This is a genomic window from Panacibacter ginsenosidivorans, from assembly GCF_007971225.1.
GTDB lineage: Bacteria > Bacteroidota > Bacteroidia > Chitinophagales > Chitinophagaceae > Panacibacter > Panacibacter ginsenosidivorans.
In genome coordinates, this window is record NZ_CP042435.1 from 1,103,240 (window position 1) to 1,121,542 (window position 18,303).

Annotated in this window: 13 protein-coding genes; 9 read left to right on the forward strand and 4 right to left on the reverse strand. The window is 37.5% G+C overall.

The window, feature by feature from the left end:
- The first annotated feature begins 165 nt into the window (after window positions 1–165).
- The 8 genes from FRZ67_RS23555 (at window position 166) to FRZ67_RS04660 (ending at window position 12,313) form a co-directional block, all read left to right on the forward strand.
- The gene (locus FRZ67_RS23555) at window positions 166–2,169 is read left to right on the forward strand and encodes an ATP-binding protein (RefSeq protein WP_158638302.1); all 2,004 of its coding nucleotides are present in this window, start codon (window positions 166–168) and stop codon (window positions 2,167–2,169) included.
- Between the two features lie 279 nt (window positions 2,170–2,448).
- Window positions 2,449–4,425 carry an ATP-binding protein gene (locus FRZ67_RS04630; protein WP_147188417.1) on the forward strand — a complete coding sequence of 659 codons (1,977 nt, stop codon included), beginning with the start codon at window positions 2,449–2,451 and terminating at the stop codon, window positions 4,423–4,425.
- A gap of 32 nt (window positions 4,426–4,457) precedes the next feature.
- The gene (locus FRZ67_RS04635) at window positions 4,458–5,108 is read left to right on the forward strand and encodes a response regulator (protein ID WP_147188418.1); all 651 of its coding nucleotides are present in this window, start codon (window positions 4,458–4,460) and stop codon (window positions 5,106–5,108) included.
- Window positions 5,109–5,381: 273 nt separating this feature from the next.
- Window positions 5,382–6,524, forward strand: a complete 1,143-nt coding sequence (locus tag FRZ67_RS04640) for a tail fiber domain-containing protein (RefSeq protein ID WP_147188419.1) — start codon at window positions 5,382–5,384, stop codon at window positions 6,522–6,524.
- Between the two features lie 49 nt (window positions 6,525–6,573).
- Window positions 6,574–7,977 (forward strand): tail fiber domain-containing protein, encoded by a 1,404-nt coding sequence (locus FRZ67_RS04645; RefSeq protein ID WP_147188420.1) that lies wholly within the window; start codon window positions 6,574–6,576, stop codon window positions 7,975–7,977.
- A gap of 247 nt (window positions 7,978–8,224) precedes the next feature.
- Window positions 8,225–8,686: a (2Fe-2S)-binding protein gene (locus FRZ67_RS04650; protein WP_147188421.1), complete on the forward strand. Its 462-nt coding sequence runs from the start codon at window positions 8,225–8,227 to the stop codon at window positions 8,684–8,686.
- A 130-nt stretch (window positions 8,687–8,816) separates the two neighbouring features.
- On the forward strand, window positions 8,817–11,054 hold the full coding sequence (locus tag FRZ67_RS04655; RefSeq protein ID WP_147188422.1) for a xanthine dehydrogenase family protein molybdopterin-binding subunit: 2,238 nt from the start codon (window positions 8,817–8,819) through the stop codon (window positions 11,052–11,054).
- Between the two features lie 254 nt (window positions 11,055–11,308).
- The gene (locus tag FRZ67_RS04660; RefSeq protein ID WP_147188423.1) at window positions 11,309–12,313 is read left to right on the forward strand and encodes a PKD domain-containing protein; all 1,005 of its coding nucleotides are present in this window, start codon (window positions 11,309–11,311) and stop codon (window positions 12,311–12,313) included.
- An 81-nt stretch (window positions 12,314–12,394) separates the two neighbouring features.
- Here FRZ67_RS04660 and FRZ67_RS04665 read toward each other — a convergent pair whose 3' ends face one another.
- The 3 genes from FRZ67_RS04665 to FRZ67_RS04675 all read right to left on the reverse strand — a co-directional run bounded on the left by FRZ67_RS04665 (window position 12,395) and on the right by FRZ67_RS04675 (window position 16,008).
- Window positions 12,395–12,622, reverse strand: a complete 228-nt coding sequence (locus tag FRZ67_RS04665; protein ID WP_147188424.1) for a DUF4287 domain-containing protein — start codon at window positions 12,620–12,622, stop codon at window positions 12,395–12,397.
- A 207-nt stretch (window positions 12,623–12,829) separates the two neighbouring features.
- Window positions 12,830–14,386, reverse strand: coding sequence for a T9SS type B sorting domain-containing protein (locus tag FRZ67_RS04670; protein ID WP_158638303.1), 1,557 nt, complete (start codon window positions 14,384–14,386; stop codon window positions 12,830–12,832).
- Window positions 14,387–14,841: 455 nt separating this feature from the next.
- Window positions 14,842–16,008, reverse strand: coding sequence for a glycosyltransferase family 2 protein (locus tag FRZ67_RS04675; RefSeq protein WP_147188426.1), 1,167 nt, complete (start codon window positions 16,006–16,008; stop codon window positions 14,842–14,844).
- 333 nt (window positions 16,009–16,341) lie between these two features.
- Here FRZ67_RS04675 and FRZ67_RS04680 point away from each other — a divergent pair, with 333 nt between their 5' ends.
- Window positions 16,342–17,199 (forward strand): glycosyltransferase family 2 protein, encoded by an 858-nt coding sequence (locus FRZ67_RS04680; protein WP_147188427.1) that lies wholly within the window; start codon window positions 16,342–16,344, stop codon window positions 17,197–17,199.
- A gap of 18 nt (window positions 17,200–17,217) precedes the next feature.
- Here FRZ67_RS04680 and FRZ67_RS04685 read toward each other — a convergent pair whose 3' ends face one another.
- Window positions 17,218–18,135, reverse strand: coding sequence for a glycosyltransferase family 2 protein (locus FRZ67_RS04685; protein WP_147188428.1), 918 nt, complete (start codon window positions 18,133–18,135; stop codon window positions 17,218–17,220).
- Window positions 18,136–18,303: the final 168 nt, after the last annotated feature.

An 18,303-nucleotide genomic window follows, 5' to 3' on the forward strand; every position in this document is an offset into this window, starting at 1 on the left:
TTCTTTTACAATTATATCAATGATTTTTTTGAGCCAGACTGTAGTAATACTATTAAGCTTTACTTGCGTCGCACTCTTATACGTTTGGATCAATATTGAACAAGGCGTACAAGTGAGTGACACAACGAAGATGCCCAAAGAACTGCAGATCGTTTAATTATAAATATGAAATGGATAATTAGAATAGCATTGATTTTATTACCCGTATTTGTGAATGCTCAGCATTTGCCTGATAGCTTACGCAGCGCTTATTTAACTGCAACCAGCGACTCTGCGCAGTATAACACAGGCAAATACCTGTATGATTATTACGAAGAATCAAACAAGGATTCTGCCCTCTATTATGCACAGCAATGTTTAACACTTGCCCGCAGGAACGACGAAATACTGGCCGAGGCGTATTACATGGATAACACCGCTTATCAACTAATAGGGTTGGGCAAATACGCAGAGGCACTTCAATATGTGCTTGACGTTTTTAAAATTGTTGAAGACCCCAAAAAAGAAAGGCAGGCAAGCTGGATATTGTTTTCGCGGCCTTTTAACGGAAGTAACAGGCTCTTATTACTTGCATACACACACCACATGTTTGCCATATTAATGCGTGAAACCCAAAATACCGGGCAGGAGATATTTCATTACCAGGAGGCAAGAAGGATAGCAATAGAGATTGGTTATCCGGTAAGGCAAATGCTTGCTTCTATGAACCTCGGACGAAGCTATACTACAGTTAACAAACTAGATTCCGCATTAATATATGAAACGGAAGCCGAACAAATGACATTAAAATCGGAGTATAAAAAATACCTCGGGCAGGTTTACTACAGCCTTGGAAATATTTATTTTGAAAAAAATAATTTAGCACTAGCCCTGGAATATTATCATAAGGGCATAGCAATATCTAAAGAAGAAAATAACATGAGCGGGTTGACCAACAACTATTTTTTTATTGCGAAATATTTTTTGGCAAACGGGGAAAAAGACTCAGCGCTTTTTTATTCCATGCAAAGCCTGCAAACCATTAAACAATTAGGTACCGTAAGATGGTACAAGGTGAATTTAGGAACTGCTTACGAAAATGTTTACCTGGCTTATAAAATGAGAAACCAGGCAGACAGTTTATTAAAATACCAGGAGCTTACTTTATTAACCAAAGACAGCCTGTATAAGGAACGTATCAAAAACCTTACAGCCTTCCAGGCGGTTACTTTAAATGAGCAGCTTCGCTTACAGGAGGTAGAAAAAGAGAAGATTGCGTATCAAAACAACATCAGGATATATTTTTTGGTTGCCGGTATAGCTGTTCTATTGTTGCTTGCTTTTATTTTTTACAGGAATAACCGGCAAAAACAAAAGGCAAATACGGTTTTGGAGAATACATTGGCTGATCTGAGATCAACCCAATCTCAACTTATACACTCAGAAAAAATGGCCTCACTTGGCGAGCTTACAGCCGGCATTGCACATGAGATACAAAACCCGTTAAACTTCGTGAATAATTTTAGTGAAGTAAGCAATGAATTAGTTGATGAAATGAATGAAGAATTAGATAAAGGTGATATTGAAGAAGCAAAATTTATAGCTGGTGATATCAAACAGAACCTTGAAAAGATAAATCATCATGGCAAGCGAGCAGATGCGATTGTAAAAGGCATGTTGCAACATTCACGTCAAACATCAGGCGTAAAAGAACTTACCGATATCAATGCCTTGTGTGATGAATATTTACGATTGGCTTATCACGGCTTGCGTGCAAAAGAAAAAGATTTCAATGCAACATTGAAAACTGATTTTGATGAAAGTATTGGCGCTATAAATATTATTCCGCAGGATATTGGAAGAGTGCTGCTGAATTTATACAACAATGCTTTTTATGCAGTAAATGAAAAGAAAAAACAACAACCAGAAAATTACGAACCAACAGTTTCAGTCAATACTAAAAAGATCAATAACAAAATTGAAATAAGTGTTATTGATAATGGAAGTGGTATTGCACAAAAAATAGCTGATAAGATCTTTCAGCCATTCTTTACAACAAAACCAACAGGACAAGGAACAGGATTAGGATTGAGTTTGAGTTATGATATCGTCAAAGCACATGGCGGTGAAATAAAAGTAACAACGAAAGAAGCTGAGGAAACGGAATTTATTATTGTGTTGCCAGCTTAATAATAACTATTAAATTTTTCTTGCGTCGCACACTTGTACTTTCTCATCGCTGTTGAGCAAAGAACAAGGCGTACAAGTGAGTGACACAACAGGTGATGCCATAAAAACTTTTGCTGGTATCTGAATAAATCAAACAGCTTATTAATTTCATTACCAAATTTGGTAATTGATTTTACCTTTCAAATACAGTTCTTTTGCTCTTGTAAAAAAGCAGAACAACTAACTATATGAATGTTCTGCCGATGATCTAAAGTTTTGAAAACATGAAATCTTGTTACCATGAAAAATATTTTCACTTTTGCTTTTATCATGTTTGCCGGTTTTGTGCATGCACAAAATACGGCTGTTGACTCCCTCATTAAAGTTTTAGAAAAACAAAAAGAGGATACCGATAAAGTAAACACGCTGAATGAACTTAGTAACCGGCTTACTTTTGGCGACAGCAGTGATTATGTAAAAGCCCAGGCATACCTGCAGCAATCATTTGCGCTTGCAGAAAATCTACATTTCAAAAACGGAATTGCACAGGCAACCAAGCTTAGTGGCATGATGCTTTATTATTGGAAAGCTGACTATGCCGGCGCCGCAGAAAAACTTTTAACTGCCATAAAAATTTTTGAGGAAACAGGTTATAAAGAAAAACTTGCAGATTGTTATGCTTTTCTTGGAGACACTTATAGCTTCTATAACATTCCCGAAAGTTTAAAAAGCCTCTATAAGGCTTTAAATATTTATGAAACATTGGGACTGAAAAAAAAGGCTGCACAGATATTGAGCGCTATAGCGATGACCTATGCTGATAGAGAAAATTTTACTGAAGCGATTAAATATTGTAACCGGGAAATTGAAGTGTATAAAGAAATAGATTCTAAAAGCGGTTTGGCTTTGTCATATACAGATTTGGGCGACATTTATTTTAATCAGGCAAATTATGATGAAGCACTGAAGATGCACCAGCAGGCATTGGCGATGATTAGAGAAACCGGCGATAGCGCTACCAATGTAAATATATTTATGGCATATTTAGGTATCGGTAATGCTTATGAACAGCTTGGAGAAGTTTCGCTCGCAGCAGGAAATAAAAAAACTGCGGATGAACAATTCGCTGAAGCTTTAAAAAATTATTTCGTCATACAAAAAGTGTTTACCAATATTAAACAACCAACCAATCAATGGTGGATTGCACACACCTCAATACCCGTGGCAGAAATTTATACACAGAGCAAACAATACCAGTTAGCCCGCAAATACCTGCAAACAGGATTGCAATTGTCACTTGGTTTCAAAGAATATCCTATGCTGAGGGATGCTTATAAAAATCTTGCAGGCATAGACAGCGCTGAAGGAAATTTTCAAAAAGCATTCGAAGATTATAAACTCTATATTGCTTATCGCGATAGTGTAAACAATGATGCCACCGATAAAAAATTTCAGTATGAAAAAATGCAGTATGAGTTTGATAAAAAGCAGGATTCTGTGAAAGCAGTGATCGAAAAAAGAGAAGCGATGACTGCCGCAGAACTAAAAAATCAAAAACTTATCCGCAACGTTTCTATTGCAGGCGCTACTGCTTTTGTTGGATTAAGCAGCTTTAGTTTTTACCGTTATCGCCGCCGGAAAAAACTGCAAAGCGAAAAAGAAATGCTTAATGAAAGACTGCGCATAAGCCGTGAACTGCATGATGACATTGGAAGCACATTGGGCAGCATTTCTATTTACAGCGAAGTGGCAAAGAATCGTTCAGAAAAAAATGAAAATGCAAATGAAGCGATTGTAAAAATTGGCAATGCAAGCCGTGAGCTGATTGAAAAAATGAGTGATATAGTATGGAGTATCAATCCAAACAATGAGGGCTTTGGACAATTGCAAAACCGGGTAGATGCTTTTGCTGCCATGCTTCTTACACCGGGAAATATTCACTACAATATTATTACAGACGAAGATGTAAAGCACATACAATTCTCTGCAGAAGAAATAAAAAACATCTATCTCATTTTTAAAGAAACGCTGCACAATATTGTAAAACATGCAGCATGTAAAAAGGTAATGATCCGTTTCTCAAAACACAAAGATGTTTTTGATATGGTGATCGCAGATGATGGGAAAGGATTTAAAAGTACTACACAAAACGATGGCACATTAGGCGGCAATGGATTAAAGAATATGCAGAAACGGGCAGAACAAATGAATGCAGTACTAAAAATAGTATCATCTCCGGAAGATGGAACAAAAATTCAACTAAGCCTGGAAATATAATTGTACGCACACTAATAGCCAATAACTTTTTTATGAATAGTATTAAAGTAGTAATATTTGATGACAATGCTTCATTTCGTGATTCGGTTGCCATGCTTTTACAGGACGCAAAGGAGTTTACATTGATAGATTCCTATGCCCATTGTCTTGATGTGTTAGACAATATAAAAGAAACACATCCTCACGTGGTTTTGATGGATATTGATATGCCTGGTATGAATGGCATTGAAGGTGTCCGCCTCATACACAATAATTTCCCCTCTGTTCAAATTTTAATGCTTACTGTTTTTGATGATAGTGAAAAAGTGTTTGCTGCTTTACAAGCAGGCGCAAGTGGTTACATTTTAAAAAATGCGCAGCCAAAAAATTTATTGAATGCTATTTCAGAAGTGTACAGCGGCGGTGCGCCTATGACACCGGCTATTGCTAAAAAAGTACTAAACCGTTTTCAACAGTTGCAGCATAATGAAACAAAAGAAGATTATAATCTCACTGCCCGTGAAAGTGAAGTGCTTTCATTACTGGTTGAAGGACTTTCTTATAAAATGATTGCATCCAAACTCGACATTACATATGATACGGTGCGTGCACACATGAAAAAAATTTACGAAAAACTGCATGTAACATCCATGACAGAAGCCGTAGCAAAAGCCATCAACAAAAAACTCTTCTCCGTTTTATAATTCTTTTTATCCGGTCTCATTTCATTTACTACCAAAATTGGTAATTGACTTCATTTGATAGGCAGTGTTTCTTTGTATCTGCAGGAAAAAAATGCCCATCATCATCTAAAAATTTTTACCCTGAAAACGATGTGCATTTTTTATGAACCCAACGCCGTTGCTACTATGAATCGCCTGTTGCGTCGCACTCTTCAGGGTTAGGTTTGCGACTCAGCCTGGTGTAGGTCACTTAACTAAATAAGAATTCATACTAATCTTCGTTAAAACCGATTTATGAAAAAGAGTCTCTCGTTTATCGCATGCTGCATTATACCTGCAGCTATGTATGCCCAAACAGACTGGCATATTGCCGGAAATGCAGGCACTAAGAGTGGTACAAATTTTATTGGCACCACAGATAAAACTGCATTTAATATTCGCACCAATAACGCTGTGCGTTTAAGCATAACTTCTTCAGGCAATGTGGGCATCGGCACTAAAACACCAGCTTCTAAACTTGACGTTGCAGGAACCATAACAGGATTGGACAGCTATTTTGGATACAGATTCCCGGTAAGTGCGGGAACAAGCGGCGCCAGTTACAGCAGTGTGGGTTATGGGCTTACATTTACTGACACCACTGCAAATTATCGTTATCGTTTAAATGATTTCTCATCGATGATCAGTTTCAGATCAGGAGGATTTGATTTTAATACGGCTCCTTTTGGTACGGCGGGGGCTCCTATTCCTTATACTATTGCAATGGCAATACTTCAAAACGGCAATGTGGGTATCGGAACACTTCAGCCCGCTGACAAATTACATGTGGCTGCTTCAACTACGCACGATACTCCGGTTGCACTGATTGAAAATACGGGACTGACCAACCTCTCTGATGGCGTGTTTATTAAGGCAGGCTCCAGTACCGCCGCCGGTAATTATTTTGTCGCCTTTAAAAAACCTGACGGAGCCCAAATCGGACAAATAGTGCATAGCCCTTTTAACGGAGTGCTTTATTCAACCTCATCGGACAAACGCCTAAAAGATATTATCGGGGCATCACAAAAAGGGTTAGCAGATTTAATGAAAATAATAATCTATGATTACACATTTAAATCGGATCCGCAGAAAGAAGTACAAACCGGTTTTATGGCGCAGGAGCTTTATGATATTTTTCCGCAGGCAGTAAGCAAACCAAGAGACAATAATGAACCGGCAGAGAAAAATCCGTGGATGGTTGATTATGGACGTCTGACGCCATTAATTATTAAAGCTGTGCAAGAGTTGTCAGGTCAAAATGAAAAATTAAAAAGGCAAAATAATGATTTAGAAAAAAAATATGAGGCACAGCAAAAGGAAATTGATGAATTAAAAGCCATGCTGATTTCACAGAACAGACAAAACATAATTGATCCCAAACAAACCGCATCCAATTAGTAAAACAAATTCCTTAAAATTATTTCGTCACCATTAAAAAATTTACTTTATGAAAAAGTTTTACTCTCTCACCGCCTTTTTATTTATTCAGGCAAATATTTTATATGCACAAACGGATTGGCATATCAAAGGCAATACAGGCACTAACAGCAGTGCAAACTTTATAGGCACAAAAGATACTGCGGCATTAAATTTACGCACCAGTAATGCAGTGCGTATGACCTTAACTTCTTCGGGTAATGTAGGCATAGGAACAACAAACCCCAAATCCAAGCTGGATGTGGCGGGAGCCATAACTGGATTCGACAGCTATTTTGGAAGCAGATTTCCGGTAAGTGCGGGAACAAGCGGAGCCAGTTATAGCAGCGTGGGTTATGGGCTTACGTTTACCGACACAACCGCAAATTACCGTTATCGTATAAATGCTGATTACTCATCCATGCTAAGTTTTAGAAGTGGCGGATTCGATTTTAATACCGCACCCATTGGTACTGCAGGCAATGTAATACCCTATACTACTGCAATGACAATACTTCAAAACGGCAATGTGGGCATTGGTACAAGTTCACCTGCTAATAAATTCTCTGTAACGGCTGCGCCTGCTGCGTTAACTTCAGTTGCTTTTATACAAAATACTGGTGGAACAAATGGATCTGATGGCTTGTATATTAAGACAGGTACCAATGGATTGGCTGGAGCCTATTTTATTGCTTTTTTTAGACCTGATGGACTTCAAATCGGGGCAATAACACAAAATACTGCGACCGCAGTTGGCTATACCACAATTTCCGACAAGCGTTTAAAAAATATTATCGGAGGAACGCAAAAGGGTTTATCAGATTTAATGAAAATAAATATTTACGATTATACCTTTAAATCAGATGCGAGTAAAAAAGTGCAAACAGGTTTTATGGCACAGGAACTTTATGATATATTTCCGCAGGCAGTAAGTAAACCAAGAGAAACAAATGAACCCGCAGAGAAAAACCCATGGATGGTTGATTATGGAAGAGTAACGCCATTAATTATAAAAGCTGTGCAGGAACTTTATGAAAATCAAAAATCAGAAGTAAGAAATCAAAATGATGAGATTGAAGAATTGAAAAAACAAAATGCGGATTTGCAAAAACAAATTGATGCGTTAAAAGCAATGATCGTTTCAAATCAGTCAACTATTATTAGTCAACTATCGTCTGCGTCAGTGCAACAAAATATTCCAAATCCTTTTAATCATACAACAACTATTAGTTACACATTGCCGCAAACATATTCATCAGCAAAAATTATTGTAACAGACAAAAGTGGTAAATCACTGAAAGAAGTAAATGTTTACGGAAAAGGCAATGGCAGTTTGAAACTGGATGCCTCAACACTTGCATCCGGCGCATATCAATATTCTTTTTATGTAGAGGGAAAGCTGGTTGATACAAAACAGATGCTGTTAACTAAATAATCAATGAATAACAAAAACAATCAGCAATAAAAGCCAATAGCTGATTGCTATCAGTTAACTGCCAATAAAGCTCCGCACATGCAGAGCTTTTATTTGTAGTGCAAGGTCGTAATGCAACAAGCGACCATTAGAAATCTTTCAACAGGCTAATAAAAACAATTTTTATATCTCGCAACTTTTATATCTTTAAAAGCGATCAGCAAAAAAAGTTTTCACAAATTGATCTGTTCATTTTCAATTTTTTTCTATGCCCTCTTATTCTTTAAACATTAATGGTAAAACGCTTACAGCCGATGCAGATGCAGATATGCCGCTGCTATGGGTACTTCGTGATGTGCTTGACTTAACCGGAACAAAGTACGGTTGCGGTGTGGCAAGTTGCGGTGCATGTACTGTACTAAAAGATGGTAAAGCTATACGCAGTTGCCAGGAACAAGTACAAAATGTTGGCAATGCAAAAATTACAACCATTGAAGGACTGAGTGAGGATGGCGCTTCGCATCCTATCCAAAAAGCATGGGAAAAAATTGGCGTACCGCAATGTGGTTATTGCCAGGCCGGACAAATGATGAATGTGGCTGGTTTGTTGAACCAATATCCAAAGCCAACAGATGAACAAATCGGCAGCATGATGGCCGGAAACCTTTGCAGATGTGGCACATATCACAGGATAAAACAGGCTATCAAAGAAGTGATAGATAATTCATGACACAACTTTATACAATCATCGCTGAATAAAAAACAAAACGCACAAGAGTGCGACGCAACGATGCTTATTAGCGTTACTTCAGCCCGTTACAAAAAATATTTATAACAGTTTTTGACGACATACATTTTATATGAAAACAAATATCAATCGCCGCAATTTTATAAAGATTGGTTCTGCTGCAGGCGGAGGTTTAATGCTTGCATTTTTATTGCCAGAAGCGGGTTGTAACAGCAACAGTAATTCTGCAGCTGCCGCAGCATGTGATCCATTACAACCATCAGCTTATCTGAAAATAGAATCAACGGGTGACATTACCATTTGCTTTGCAAGACAAGAAATGGGACAAGGTGTAAATACATCTTTGCCAATGATCGTTGCGGAAGAACTTGATGCGGACTGGAATAAAGTGAAAACTGAAATAATGAGTTTTGATGCAAAAATTGAACGTGCAGATAAACCTGCATTTGGTGGATATTTTACAACCGGCGGCAGTCAGAGTGTAATTACTGACTGGAATGAAATGCGCCGTGTTGGCGCAGCGGCAAAAGCAATGCTGGTAAAGGCAGCAGCCGATAAATGGAAAATCCCTGAAAGCCAGTGCAGCACAGCAAATGGCGCAGTAACAAACAAAAATAATAATGCCTCTTTGAGTTATGGAGAACTGGTTTGTGACGCCATAAAATTGCCGGTACCAAAAGATGTAAAACTAAAAGACCCCAAAGATTTTACATTAGTCGGCAAAGCATTACCAAAGAAAAATTTAAAAACAATTCTTACCGGCAATGCTAAGTATGGCATTGATGTAAAAGTGCCGGGCATGGTGTATGCAGTAGTGGAACGTTGCCCTGTACTTGGAGGTAGAGTAAAATCGGTTGATGATAGTGCATGTAAACAGGTTAACGGTTTTGTTAAAACTATTCAGTTTGAAGGAACGTCTGCACCAATGAATTTACATGCGGGTGTTGCTGTAATTGCATCCAATGTATGGAGCGCAATGAAAGCAAGAAATGTTTTGAAAGTTGTTTGGGATGAAGGCAATAAAAATCATGAATCAACAGATGAACTGTTTGCAAAATTTGAAAGCAGGAGTAAACAAAAACCTGCTAATGAAATTTATACAAAAGGAGATGCAGCAAAAGCAAATAACCCCGTTGGCAATATGCTTGAATCAGCATACGCTGCGCCATTTCTCGCACACGGTACAATGGAACCGGTGAATATGGTTGCTTCAGTAAAAAAAGATTCGTGTGAAGTGTGGGGCGGCAGTCAGTGGCCGGAATTTCCAGTGCCGGAGATTGCAAAAGAACTGGGCATAGATGCTAAGAATATAAAAATAAATCTAGCTTACATAGGCGGTGGTTTTGGAAGAAGATTGTTTTACGATTACATACTTGAAGCTGTTAAGATTGCAAAGCAGCATGAAGCACCTGTCAAAGTGATCTGGGACAGGGTTGATGACATTCGTAACGATGCTTATCGGCCGGCAAACTATCACCGCATGAAAGCATCCTGGAGCAATGATGGCAAAATGCTTACATGGCAACATCATGTATTGAGCACTTCAGTTAATGTAATGCTCGAAGGCCCTGAAACAAAAAACCCTGCTGAAATTCTTGGTGGTGCATCATCTGATTTTTGGTACGATGTACCGAATGTGCATACAGCTTATTCGCATGTTGATTTTAATTTAAATCGCGGATGGGTGCGTGCAGTGGAAATATGCATGAATGTTTTTCCTATCGAGTCTTTTATTGATGAAGTAGCTTTGAAGATGAAAAAAGATCCGTTACAATTCAGGCTGGACCTGCTTTCTACAATGCCAAAGAGGACAGACCAGGGTCTTAACCAGGATCCGAAACGTGTTGCTGCTGTATTAGAACTTGCTGCTGAAAAAATTGGTTACAGTAGTCCCAGGCAAGCCAATCATTATATTGGTCTTGCAACACATGCTTTTGCTTTTTGCCCGTCATACGCGGCGCATGCAATAGAAATTGAAATGGTTGGACCAAAAAAATTCAGGATCATAAAAGTAATTGCAGCTGTTGATTGCGGCATCGTAGTAAATCCTGATGGTATGAAAAACCAGATAGAAGGTGGTCTTGCATTTGCGTTATCGCAGGCTTTGAAAGGTGAGATAACTGTAAAGAATAGTCGTGTGGAGCAGGATAGTTTTTTCAATTATAATCCTTTACGTTTCAACGAAATGCCTGATATAGAAGTGCACTATATTCAAAGCAATGAAACACCCGGTGGTATTGGTGAAGTAGGTTTGCCTACCGTTGCACCCGCTCTTTGCAATGCATTGGCAGCAGCGGGTTCCAGGCCATACAGGTTGCCCATAAAGAAAGATGGCTTTGAGTGGGTGTAATTTTTTTGAACCGGGCTTTTTGAATTTCTATTCAGCTTTTCTTGCGTCGCACTCTTGTACTTTCTGTTCATCAATGAACAGAAAGTACAAGTGAGTGACACAACCAAAGTATCATAACATTTTTGATGTTGGTAACACAAATATTTTCATTTTCTGCAATATCATTTTTCAGGACATAAAAAGATAGCTTCAATTAAGAAGTATTTAATTCATTCTTTGCGGTTTTTGTATTTTTTTTGCGTAAAACCCAAACAATGAAAAAAACCTGTAACCCTTTTAGCAGGCTTCCGATCCTTATAGTAATTCTCCTGCTGTTTACACTGGTTCAAAGCTGTAAAAAAGATGATACCGATACTCCTGCAAACAAAGTACCTGTTGCAGATGCAGGCACAGCTGCAGAAATACCAGTTGGTGAAGAAACTTTTACACTATCCGGTACCGGAACAGATGCAGATGGAACGATAACTGCTTATTTATGGAGCCAGGTTTCCGGGCCAAATCATGCAATTATAACGAACCCTGGTTCAACATCAACAGATGTAAAATATTTTGAGCCTGGTACATACCTGTTCCAGTTAATGGTTACTGATGATGATGGCGCTACTGGCGTAGATACAGTGTCAATCATTGTGCTGGCACCTGTTTGTACAGAAACCGGCAGATGGATTGGCACCTACGCAACAGAAAATGAAACACCTGTAATTGTTACAGATGATACTTTTATAAAAGATGGCATAGCGCAGTTAACAAACAGCCCATGGAGCTATTTTTTCTGCTCTATGCAATTAGAAATTCCTTCGTGCAGGGTTATTGATGCAGATTCTGTAAGGCTTGAAGTAAGTTTAAAAAATCCTTCAACTGGTGTACATGCCATTACAGACTATGATGCAGGACTGTGGCTTCAGGGTAGCGCTGATACTGCTGTAGCACAATATATTGGTTACAGGCCTGAGTTTACAAAGTTCGGACTTATGGGTGCTGGCTTTTACACTACCTCTGACCTGTTATATGTTTTTGAAAATTGGACAACCGTTACACTTGAAGCAAATAACGGTGTACTTACTACTAAAAGAGATGGCGTAATAACACAGACAACTTCTTACAGTGGCCATACCATAGGACAACTGAAACACATAAATATTTCGTTCAAAGGATCAGGAAGTATAGACTGGGTAAAACTATATAGCAGTAACTCTAATAAATTATTAATGCAGGAAGATTTTAATACCAATGGAGCATCTAACGTTCACTGGTATTAAGCTTATAAACAAAAATAAAAATGCCTGTTACTTTTATAACAGGCATTTTTATTTTATGCAGGAATAATAAATTAATTAATATTAGTCGCCCTCTTTCTTCATGCCTTTAAATAGTGCAAACAAAGCCATTGCATGACCATGACCTAATTCAAAATCATCTTTTAGCCATTGTACAATTTCCCCGGCTTTAACGCTTTCGACAAGTTTTCCCTTTTTTAGAAATCCTTTTTTCTCCGCCAGCTTTTTGAAATCGGCAGGAGTTTTTCCTGTTTTTTTCTGTATGTTATCGAGATAAGCCTGGAATGACATAAGATTAATTTTATTGATTTAAAAATAGCAGTAAGATAGTATATGTAATAATAATTTATATGCAAAAAAGCATTTTTTAAGATCGGGTATTATTAGAATTAAATGATAAAACAAAAATGCAGGATAAAGAACAGAACGTACAAGTGAGTGACACAACTAAAGTATAATAGTAGTACGAATGCCTGCAACATAAATATTCACGCAAGATCATCTAATAAGTACAACAGAGCCTTTAGTTGCTTTTCTTACGCCTGATATAATGCTATACTGCATAAAATAAACATACGCATCAGGTGATAATTTATTTCCCTTATAAGTACCATCCCAGCCTTTGTTCACATCTTTTGTTTCAAATATTTTTTGCCCCCATTTATTGAAGATCATAAACTCAAACGCAGATACATTGCAATTAAACCTTGGCCTGAACAGATCATTCATTCCATCTCCGTTTGGCGTAAAAGCTGTTGGCATATGCGCTTCACAACCGGAACAATTTGTTTTTCTAACATTGGCATTAAAAGTTTTTTGACAACCTGTTGCATCACTGGCAACAATAGTATAACTGCCTTCTTTTGTAATATTAACAACAGAACTTATTAAGCCATTAATGTTATACGTTATGCCATCAAATGCAGGTGAAAGTATTATTGAATTATTTTCAGTGCAGAATATAGTATCAGCGGGTATTTTTATTTCGCTTAGTTTACTTGCGGTTATAAGGAAAGGTTCAGAAATAATACACTTATAACTGGTATTGATGGTGACATTATAATAACTCTTCCCCGTATCAATTATAACATTATAAATACTATCTGTTGCGCCTTTTATAGCAATGCTATCTTTATACCATTGGTAAGAAGCGTTTTCATAAACAGGCGCTATAAGTATGGGATGATCGGTGCACGAGCTGCCTGCTTTTACATGAATATATTCAAACGGAAAATCCTTTGTGGGCAACAAATGCAGGTCATCAAGATAATACTGGTGGTAATCCAAAAATGTAGTGCTGTCTGTAAGATCAATAATGGGTTTAAGTACAGAGCAATCAGAACCTATCTCTATTACATTTATTGCAGAAGGAATTGTAAGATTAACTTTCCCCTGCACCCATTGTCCGTTACTGTACATTGTTGTATTACCCAGTAAGATCCATCCGGGATAATTAGACGGGCAACCATTACCTGAAACAAACGGCTTACCAAAAGGAACAGCATTGCAATCTGCATTCCCAAAAACAGCTACGGTAAAAGGATATATAACACCGGTATAATTATCCCACGAACGAAATCTTCCTGCATAAAAACTTAACGTATAACTTTCGCCAACTGTAAGTGGCGCTTCCAAACATTGGCCTACATATCCCTTAACCATTTCATTTTCCGGCTTTGCGGGATTAATATAGGCCCCTTTGTAAATGGAAATAAATCCATTCCCATCGGGTAAGGGCCTTGCCGGTGGCATATACAGCATGATCTGCTGAGAATCATACTGACATTGAAAATTATGAAAGAAGTAGGCTTCATTGATATTGGTGTAAGAACCAAATCTCCAATAATCTGCAATATTATTATCCGTGGTGTATAAATAATTTACCGGGCAATGATCATATAATTCAAAAGAAGCATTCTGCAATAAATTACCTGTTACAGTAAAGTGGCATTGACAATCCGGATCCTGCAGGTCTGTAAGTTTATCACCGTCATCATCTATACCATTGTTACAAATTTCCTGGGCATTACTATTATAAGATAACAGCAAACACACAATCAGGGCACATAAGTATATAAGTTTGTACGGTCTTAACATAAGCGAGAAAAATCACACTACCGTTATAGTGTCTTGTCATTAATAAGCGTTCTGTAAAACTATCTTTTATTTAAATACCAACTGCAGATCATCATGGCATCGTCCCTTGGGTTCGCAAATCGACGAAGGAGATTCGCAAACGCAAAAATAAAATAACAAATAAGTGAGCAATCACTTTATCAATATATCTTTTGGCGTCAGTTTATAAACGTTTGAAATAAAATTTCGTTCAATTTCTTATCTCAACATTCCTGTTTCATACCTGAAGTTTATTGCAGTTATGGCTTATTAAATTACTGAAAGTACAAGAGTGCGACGCAACGATGCTGAATTATTGATCAAAAGGCAGGCTCAATAAAAAAAGACTGCAGTTTATACAGTCTTTGATATTATAAGATATGTGATTTACTATGTTATTTTCGTTTTGCTTTATCCCATGCAACTTTTTGTTCGGAGAACATGTAACGCCAAATGCCCGCCAATACTGCATAATTCATCATGCAGAAGTAATAGGGAACAAACAAAGCTTTTACACGAATATTTTTTTGCTCAAATATCCAGCCGGTAAAAGCGACCAAATAAAAAGCAAATTGACCGGCTAGCATTAGTTCATAAAAAATTGCTTTTGTTTCAAAGACAATAAAAAAATTTAGTACAAATGCGAGTACAAGTAAGAACGGGGTTATCGTCCACCTTAAGACACGGTGACTGATATATTGAAAAGACAAAATGAAATTACGAAAAGGATTGAGCAGACTCTTCAATCTTAAAACAGATTGTATGCCACCTGCCGCTATTCTTATTTTTCTTTTCAACTCTTCTGCAATATTTGCAGAGGATGTTTCCAAAGCATACGCATTGGGCTCATAAACGATGCGGTAACCTTTTTCTGCAATTCGTAAAGAGATCATAAAATCATCAAGCACAGTATCCGGCGGAACAGGAATATACAGATCGGTTCTTATGCTGAAGAGCTCACCTGCTGCACCTACAACAGAATACAATTCTGCATCCCACTTCTTTAATACAGATTCATACTTCCAGTAAAAACCTTCGCCTGCAGTAGCATCGGCCATAGCATCTATATTCACACGCTTCTCCCCTGCTACTGCACCAACTGTTGCATCCTGGTAATGACGTGCAATATTGATCAATGCATCTTCATTTAAAAAAGTATTGGCGTCTGTAAAAATGCAAATGCCTGTTTTAACCTGTTGCATGGCACGGTGCATTGCATGTATCTTTCCTTTGCGTTCCGGAGAATGCATTAACTGGACAGATGGATATTTTTTAACTATCTCAGGAGAATGATCAGAAGAACCATCCGTAACAAAAAGAATAGAAAGTTTTTGTTCAGGATATTTTAGAGAGAGTGTGTTGGTTATTTTATCATCAAGAATATCGGCTTCATTATAAGCAGCGATGATCAGGGTGCAATCCGGCAACAGCTGCAGGTCATATAAATCATTTCTTTTCCCTTTGACCATTCTTCGTGTTGCCACAAGAAGAAACAGTACAATTCCATAACCAATAAAGGTGTAAAAAACGATAAGAAGAGAAACCCAGAAAAAAATGATCATACAATAAGTTTAAATAGACTCTGCATGTACATTACAAGTAAAATTGATCTGCAGTAAATATTTTGAATTGAACCCATTTCCGGTAATAAAAAGCGTAGCTGTTTAGAACAGGATATTGGTACTGGCTGTAGAACGTTTTTTTATAAAAAAGATTTCACATTCCTTGTAAAAAATGATCCCACAAACAGAAGATTTCTGCATTATTATGATTTACTTAATTATTTTCTATTAAAAAGAATAGCATTTAAAAATGTAAAGAGGTAATAATAGAACTGCTCTTACGTTATATTACATCAGCGACATGTGATTAATGTTTAAAGTGCCAATAATCCAATGATCAATCTTACTTTACCTGCATGGGTTAAGGAAATTCTGGAAAAACCGCTTCGACTTTCTGACAATTCCCCTGCTTTTATTACTGAACTAAAAGAAAAGCTGAAACGCTTTAATACCGACAAACCAATCGTAAGTGTTGTTATTCCTGCATGGAATGAGGAAGAAGGTATTTTGCATACACTTATTTCCCTTGCCAATACCAGCACACAATTACCGGTTGAACTATTAGTTGTAGACAACAACTCCACGGATGGCACGGCAGCATTACTTAGAGAACTGGGCATAAAAACCTTATTAGAAACAAAACAAGGTGTTGGTCATGCAAGAACAGCGGGCTTACACCATGCAAAAGGAAAATATATCCTTACCGGTGATAGTGATACACTTTATCCGCCGGGATGGATCACCAGTATGATCAACGGCATGTTAAGCGAAGAAAAAGCATACTGTGTTCATGGCAGCTATTCATTTCTTCCCGGCGTAAATACACCGCGCTGGCAATATGGTCTTTACGAAATGCTTAGCAGTTATATTATAAAAAAGAAAGAACGCACACAACCATTTCTAAATGTGCTTGGATATAACAGTGGTTTTGTTCGCCAGAAAGGAATTGAGGTGGATGGCTACAATATTGCCATTCAAAGAATATTTCGTGGCACACCTGGCGGAGACCCCGGAGGTCATGCTGCTGAAGATGGTACAATGGCATTACGATTGCAGGAGGCCGGTGGTAAAATTATTGCAGTAAACGCTTACGATGCCAGGGTGTGGACAAGCGACAGGCGCATTGAAATAGATGGCGGCTTAAAAAAAGCTTTGATGATCCGTATAAAAAAACATCTCTTTAAAAAGTAGTAACATATATTTTTATAATCATTTGGCTATTGGGTAACCAATTTCCCCGCTGGCTTTGTCATGCATTATGTTCCAGGTAATAGCTTTAAGTAAGATTGAAATAAAATTGTATTGCTTTTCCTTTATATACTTAATAATATTCCGCGGCGTAACAAATAGCACAAAATAACAATAGAAAATTATTTTTTTGAATGAATGCGCATTTCTGCGTATAAATAATATGCGGTTGCGGTTCATAAAATATTCTTTCATCGCAGATGCTTTGCCAACAGACACGGATTCTTTATGATATATAAGTGCCTGCATATTCAGTCTTATAGTATAGCCGGCACGTTTAATATGTTCGCACCAATCCATTTCTTCATAATATAAAAAGAAATGTTCAGCCATTAAACCACCTTTTTCTGTCGCCTCTTTTTTTATCATCATGGCAGCACCGTGCGCAAAACCTGTAACGCCACTCAAATTATCATACTGGCCATTATCTTTTTCAAATTGCCCGATACATTTATTTCTGCAGGTATAGTAATTCATTTCTGTATAGCCTGCGTATTGCAGCATCTCTGGTTCATCAAAGTACCTGATCTTTGGGGAAACAATACCACACTCCGGATGCTGTTCTAATGTTGCTACAAGTTGTTCTACAAGGCCTTCTGTAAATTCAGTATCGTTATTTACAAGGAAAAAATAATCTCCGCTCGCTTTTTGTATGCCAAGATTATTGCCACCAGCAAAACCAAGGTTTTTATCAGAGCGGATGAATTGCACGTGCGGATACTTCAAAACCCATGCAGGTACAGGGTTTTCCTTACTTCCATTATCCACCACAATAATTTCAAGAGAAGTATAAGTATTTTTCTCTGCTATTGAGTGTAATAAAGCCTCCGTAACATAATTATGATTGAAATTAACCGTTATTACAGAGACCTTCTTCATTGTTGTAAATTATCATGCAGTAAATATTATACAATAAACGTAATTAGTTTAATTGGTATTATGAACCAGGCTTTATTACTGCCATAAGACTTTGGTTGCGTCGCACTCTTGTACTGCAACAACCAATGCAACAAGACAAGGCCATTAATTGTTGACCTTTATTGAGAA

Excerpts from the sequence above, each read along its gene's own strand:
- FRZ67_RS23555 (WP_158638302.1), top strand. The coding sequence starts at position 166 with ATGAAATGGATAATTAGAATAGCATTGATTTTATTACCCGTATTTGTG.
- FRZ67_RS04630 (WP_147188417.1), top strand. The coding sequence starts at position 2,449 with ATGAAAAATATTTTCACTTTTGCTTTTATCATGTTTGCCGGTTTTGTG.
- FRZ67_RS04635 (WP_147188418.1), top strand. The coding sequence starts at position 4,458 with ATGAATAGTATTAAAGTAGTAATATTTGATGACAATGCTTCATTTCGT.
- FRZ67_RS04640 (WP_147188419.1), top strand. The coding sequence starts at position 5,382 with ATGAAAAAGAGTCTCTCGTTTATCGCATGCTGCATTATACCTGCAGCT.
- FRZ67_RS04645 (WP_147188420.1), top strand. The coding sequence starts at position 6,574 with ATGAAAAAGTTTTACTCTCTCACCGCCTTTTTATTTATTCAGGCAAAT.
- FRZ67_RS04650 (WP_147188421.1), top strand. The coding sequence starts at position 8,225 with ATGCCCTCTTATTCTTTAAACATTAATGGTAAAACGCTTACAGCCGAT.
- FRZ67_RS04655 (WP_147188422.1), top strand. The coding sequence starts at position 8,817 with ATGAAAACAAATATCAATCGCCGCAATTTTATAAAGATTGGTTCTGCT.
- FRZ67_RS04660 (WP_147188423.1), top strand. The coding sequence starts at position 11,309 with ATGAAAAAAACCTGTAACCCTTTTAGCAGGCTTCCGATCCTTATAGTA.
- FRZ67_RS04665 (WP_147188424.1), bottom strand. The coding sequence starts at position 12,622 with ATGTCATTCCAGGCTTATCTCGATAACATACAGAAAAAAACAGGAAAA.
- FRZ67_RS04675 (WP_147188426.1), bottom strand. The coding sequence starts at position 16,008 with ATGATCATTTTTTTCTGGGTTTCTCTTCTTATCGTTTTTTACACCTTT.
- FRZ67_RS04680 (WP_147188427.1), top strand. The coding sequence starts at position 16,342 with ATGATCAATCTTACTTTACCTGCATGGGTTAAGGAAATTCTGGAAAAA.
- FRZ67_RS04685 (WP_147188428.1), bottom strand. The coding sequence starts at position 18,135 with ATGAAGAAGGTCTCTGTAATAACGGTTAATTTCAATCATAATTATGTT.